The organism is uncultured Romboutsia sp., assembly GCF_958366745.1.
Lineage (GTDB): Bacteria > Bacillota > Clostridia > Peptostreptococcales > Peptostreptococcaceae > Romboutsia > Romboutsia timonensis.
Window position 1 is genome coordinate 1 of record NZ_CATXCO010000153.1, and the last position, 5,778, is coordinate 5,778.

The window sequence follows — 5,778 nt, forward strand, 5'->3', positions numbered from 1 at the left end:
ATGCTAAAAAAAGAGCTAGTGATTTTGGAAAAACTAAAGAAGAAGTAAGTAAAAATGTACTAGAAAACTGTATAGATGTAAGATTATTTGGAGGAACTATACCATTAAATAAAGATTCAGTAACATTTACTGGACCAGTACAGTTTAACTTAGGAAGGTCTCTTCATAAAGTTGACTTAAAAAGAATTAAAGGTACAGGGGCATTTGCATCAGGAGAAGGAAAGGCAAATAAAACATTTAGAGAAGAATATATACTTTCATATAGTTTAGTAGGATTTTATGGAATTATAAATGAAAATGCAGCAAAAATAACTAATTTAACACAAGGTGATATAAATTTACTTATTGAAGGTATGTGGAATGGAACAAAAAACCTTATATCAAGAAGTAAAGTAGGACAACTTCCAAGATTACTTATAAAAGTTAATTATAAAGAAGAAAATTATCATATAGGTGGTTTACTGAAGAAAATATCATTAAATAAAAATGTAGATGATGAAGCTATAAGAAGTCCTAAAAATTATACAGTAAACATAAATGATTTAGTTAAAGTTTTAGATAAAAATAAAGATAAAATATTAAATATAGAATATAAAATAGATGAAGAAATAGCATTAGAATTAGATGGAAAAGAAATAGATATAAAAGATGCTATAAAAAATATTGATATAAAAGAATTAGAAATTTAGACTAGAGGTGGTAAATAGTGAAATGTTTAGTTTTTGACATAAAAGGAGATTATGGACATTTTAAAAAGTATTATACAACATCATCACCTCTTACATTTTCAATACCACCAAGAACAACAGTAAGTGGTATGATAGGAGCATTAATAGGTCTAGATAAAGAAGAATATTTAAAATATTTTAGCAAAGAAGATGCAAAAATAGCTATACAAATAAACAGTCCTATAAATAAAACTAGAATATCGTACAATCTTATAAATACAAAAACTGCTAAAATGTATAGCAAAATAAAAGATAGGACTCAAGTAACCTTCGAATTATTGAAAAATCCTAGCTTTAGAATATATTTTTCGCATAGTGATATTAATTTATACAATAAAGTAAAAACTTTCTTAGAAGAAGGCAAAAACTATTATACTTTATCAATGGGATTAAGTGAATTTATATCTGAGTTTGACTATATATCTGAAATTGATTTAAAAGAAATTAATAATAATGAATTTGATTATATAGATACAGCAATTAATTTTAATGAAAATTTAAAAATAGATTTTGAATCTGAAAAAGAATACTTCAAAGATACTATGCCAAATGAAATGGATGTAAATCGAGTAGTAACAGAATATGCAAAAGTTTTATTTGAAACAAATGGAAAACCTATTAAGTGTAATACACATTACTACTTAGGAAGTGGAGGAGAAAAGATTGTATTTTTATAAATTAAAATCACATCAAGATAGTCTTTTAGTAGACCATTTAAAGTTTGTAGGTGATAGAGGAGCAATTTTAATAGAAAATAAATCAATTAATTTTAAATATAGTAAAGGTCAATTACAACATACAGCCAAGGTGATTGGATACTGCCATGACCTTGGCAAAGGAACAAAGTATTTTCAAGATTATTTATTAGGAAAAAATAGCGTAAAGGATAAACTAAAAGCACATGCATTTTTATCATCATTAATATGCTTTTATAATGTAAAAGAAATAAATGAAGAATTAGCTACAATAAGTTACTTATGCGTAAAGCATCACCACGGAAATTTGAAAAATTTTGTTGATGATATGTATATTGAAGATTCAGATAAAAAGTTTGTAAAAGAGCAGTATAAAGCATTGGAAGATGAAGTAAATACTATATGTAATGAATTAGAATTAAAATTACCTTCATTAGAAGAGATAGATGATTTAATAGAAAAATTAGAAGATATTTTAGATGAATATAATGATAAATTAGAAGATAATAATGATTTTGAAAAATATATTCTTATTAAGTTTTTGTTTTCTATTTTGATATATTCAGATAAAGAGCATGCTATATTTAGAGAAAAAAATGATATAACTTATGATATACCATCAACATTAATTGATGAATATAAAATAAAAAAATTTGGTAATCAAAAACCTAATAATATTAGAGATATAGTTTATACAGATGTTATAGAGAATATGAAAAAATCTAATAACAGAATAATGTCTATAACACTACCTACTGGAAGTGGAAAAACATATACTTGTATGTCAATGGCATTAAAGTTAAAAGAAAAAATAAATAAAGATATGAAAATTATATATTGTTTACCATTTACATCAGTTATAGACCAAAACTATGATGATTATCAAAATGCTATCAAAGAGGTAAAGAAAGTAAATACTGTATCATCAAAAGATATATTAAAGCATCATTATTTATCACCTAAAGACTATAGAAGTGAAGATCTTTATTACCAAGGAAATGAAGGTAGATTTTTAACAGAAAATTGGAATTCTCAAATAGTAGTCACAACATTTATACAAATATTTGACACTTTATTTTCTAATAAAAATAGCAACTTGATAAAGTTTAATACATTGTCTGATTCTATAGTATTATTAGACGAAGTTCAGTCAATTCCATATAAATATTGGAAAGTGATTAATCTTTTATTAAAGGAAATAGGAGATATATTAAATATATATTTTGTACTTATTACAGCAACTCAACCATTAATATTTGAAAATAATGAAATATATGAATTAGCATCTAAATGTGAAGATTACTTTAAACAATGCAAAAGAACAAAATTAATAATAAATGAAAATCCATTAGATAAAGAAGAATTTTTTGAATATGTTAAAAATATAATAGAAAATAATCCTAATAAAAATATATTAATAATCGTTAATACAATAAAATTATCACAAGAATTATATAAAGAATTATATAAATACAAAGATGAAAGAGAATTTATATATTTATCTACAAGCATAATACCAAAAGAAAGAAAAAATAGAATATACAATATAAAACATTCTAAATATAAAAATATAGTTATAAGTACACAAATGGTAGAAGCAGGTGTTGATATTGATATGGATATAGTAATAAGAGATATAGCACCATTAGATTCTATAAACCAAAGTGCAGGTAGATCCAATAGAGAAAATAGAGGACAGTACTTAGGAGAAGTACATATAGTTAAAGTTAAAAATAATAATCAATACCTAGCTAAGTATGTATATAGAGATGATATATTACTTCAAGCAACAGAAAATGTATTAAAAGAAAAAACTATTATACTTGAAGAAGACTATAAAAGTTTAAGTGATATGTATTTTAGAGAACTAAAGAAAAATTTAAGTAATAATGAATCAAATAAATTAAAAGAATTAATTTATAATTTAGAATTTGAAGATATATGTAAAAAATTTAAATTAATAGAAGAACAAGATAAAGTACAATTATTTATAGAAGCGGATGATGAAGCTTGTAAAGTATGGAACAAATATAAGGAATACTTAAAAATTGAAGACCCATTTACACGAAGGGATAAATTAGATTCTATAAAAGGCGATTTTTATAAATATGTTATAACTGTATTTAGAAATAAATGTAAAGAAAATATTGAATATGGAATTGGATATGTATCAAAATATCAATTATCTAATACATATGATGAAGAATTTGGATATAAATCAAAAGAAGAGGAATGTATCATATTCTAAAAAAACATATTATAAGGAGAAAATATGAATATAGATATATGTAAACTAGAATTACAAAATATAGATTTAAAACCTAGAGATAGTGAAAAAATAAGAGGATATTTAGGAAATAAATATATAGAAAATGATATACTGCACAACCATAATCAAGACAAATTTATATATAGATATCCAATGGTACAATATAAAATTATAGATAAAACTGCGATGATAATTGGTATAGGTAAAGCAAGTAACTTAGTTGCTAATATAGGTATAATTGAAGATGAAATTTTAATAGATGATAAACTAATTAATATTTATGAAAAAAGTATATTAAGATTAAACCAAAACTATGGATGTAAAGATGATTATATAGAATATAAATTTATAACTCCATGGATAGCATTAAATCAAAATAATATATCAAAATATAAAAACTCAAATAACGTTGATAAAGAAGAAATATTAAAAAAGATATTAGTTGGAAATATAATATCTATGTCTAAAGTATTAGATTATACAGTAAAAGAAAAGATACATTGTTGGATAAATTTAAAAGAAAAAGAAGTTATTATAAAGGGAATAAAACACATAGGATTTGTAGGTGAATTCAAGGTTAATTTTGATATACCTGATTATTTAGGTCTAGGAAAGAGTGTATCAAAAGGGTTTGGAACTATAAAAAAGGTGGGATAAATTTGAAATTAATTGTTAATTCAGAAGGGGTATATTTAAGTAAAGTAGGTGAATGTTTTTGTTTAAAAAAAGACGGACAAAAACAAGAAATATCAGCTAAAAAAGTGGAGCAAATATTAATAACAACATCTACAGCTTTAACAACAGATGCAATAGAACTAGCAGTTGAAAATAATATAGATATAGTATTTCTTAAAAAATATGGACAACCATTTGCTAGAGTGTGGCACTCTAAGATGGGAAGCATAAGTACAATAAGAAAAAAACAATTAGAACTTGAAGAAAATATAATGGGAACAACTTTGATAAAAGAATTTTTAACTCAAAAAATGAATAATCAAATAGACCACTTAAATGTATTAGCATCAAATAGAAGAGATGAAAGAAAGTTAATTATAAAAGAAGCTGTAGAAAAAATAAAAAATCAAGTAAATAATATAGAATCTATTGAAAATACTACAAAGATTAAAGATATAAGAAGCTCTATACAGGGATATGAAGGAACTGCAAGTAGAGTATATTTTAAAATGTTATCAGAGCTTATGCCAGAAAAATATAAATTTAATGGAAGAAGTAAAAATCCAGCAAAAGATGAATTTAACTGTATGCTAAATTATGGATATGGAATAATGTACTCTAATGTAGAAATGGCATGTATAATAGCAGGGTTAGACCCATATATAGGTATTATGCATGTTGATAATTACAATAGACAAGCATTAGTATTTGACCTTATAGAAATGTATAGAGTATATATTGATAAGATAGTATTTAAGCTATTTTCAACAAAACAAGTTAAAAGTGAACATTTTGATGAAGTTGAAGGTGGATTTTATTTAAATAAAAGTGGAAAAGAAATTTTGATAGGTGAGTATAACAAATATATGGAAAGTAAAACTAAGTATAAGGGAAGAAATATAGAACTTCAAAATATAATACAATTTGATTGCCATAATATAGCGAATAGAATACTAAAGGGGGCAGAATAAATTGCTAGTATGGGTAATGTACGATATAGCTGATGATAAAATAAGAAGAAAAGCCATAAAGATTTGTAAAAATGTAGGTCTATATAGAGTACAAAAAAGTATATTTTTAGGTGATATTGAAGAGAATGATTTTGATGAAGTTAAGCTTAGACTAGAGGATACAGTAGACCTAAAAAATGATTCTGTATATGTATTTACAATGAGTAAAAAAGAATTAAATAAGGCTGGTCTTATAGGACAAGCCTTTGATAAGGAGCTAGTAACTGATGAAATCATATCAAAATTCTTTTAATGAATTTCAATACTATATAACACCTTCAGATATGATAGAATTTTTATATTGCAAAAGATTTATCTATTATATGAAGTGCTTAGGTATAAAACAGTATGAAGATAAAAGATATAAAGTTGAAAAAGGAAGAGAGTTACATAGAAAAAAA

6 protein-coding genes are annotated in these 5,778 nt (G+C 23.8%); all 6 read left to right on the forward strand.

Annotated elements, in window-relative coordinates:
- Positions 1–689 (forward strand): type I-B CRISPR-associated protein Cas7/Csh2 (gene cas7b / locus Q5F54_RS09780; protein WP_302334334.1); only part of this gene is annotated, 689 nt, incomplete at its 5' end.
- A 17-nt stretch (positions 690–706) separates the two neighbouring features.
- On the forward strand, positions 707–1,405 hold the full coding sequence (cas5b, locus tag Q5F54_RS09785; protein WP_281537677.1) for a type I-B CRISPR-associated protein Cas5b: 699 nt from the start codon (positions 707–709) through the stop codon (positions 1,403–1,405).
- Positions 1,392–3,671 (forward strand): CRISPR-associated helicase Cas3', encoded by a 2,280-nt coding sequence (gene cas3, locus Q5F54_RS09790; protein ID WP_281537678.1) that lies wholly within the window; start codon positions 1,392–1,394, stop codon positions 3,669–3,671. Before cas5b ends, cas3 begins: the two co-directional genes overlap by 14 nt.
- Before the next feature lie 24 nt (positions 3,672–3,695).
- Positions 3,696–4,349: a CRISPR-associated endonuclease Cas6 gene (locus Q5F54_RS09795; protein ID WP_302334335.1), complete on the forward strand. Its 654-nt coding sequence runs from the start codon at positions 3,696–3,698 to the stop codon at positions 4,347–4,349.
- A gap of 2 nt (positions 4,350–4,351) precedes the next feature.
- Positions 4,352–5,338: a CRISPR-associated endonuclease Cas1 gene (gene cas1 / locus Q5F54_RS09800; RefSeq protein WP_281537680.1), complete on the forward strand. Its 987-nt coding sequence runs from the start codon at positions 4,352–4,354 to the stop codon at positions 5,336–5,338.
- A 1-nt stretch (position 5,339) separates the two neighbouring features.
- Entirely contained in the window at positions 5,340–5,630 is a 291-nt protein-coding gene (cas2, locus tag Q5F54_RS09805; RefSeq protein ID WP_281537681.1) for a CRISPR-associated endonuclease Cas2, read from the forward strand.
- The last annotated feature ends 148 nt before the right edge of the window (positions 5,631–5,778 follow it).

Excerpts from the sequence above, each read along its gene's own strand:
- Q5F54_RS09795 (WP_302334335.1), top strand. The coding sequence starts at position 3,696 with ATGAATATAGATATATGTAAACTAGAATTACAAAATATAGATTTAAAA.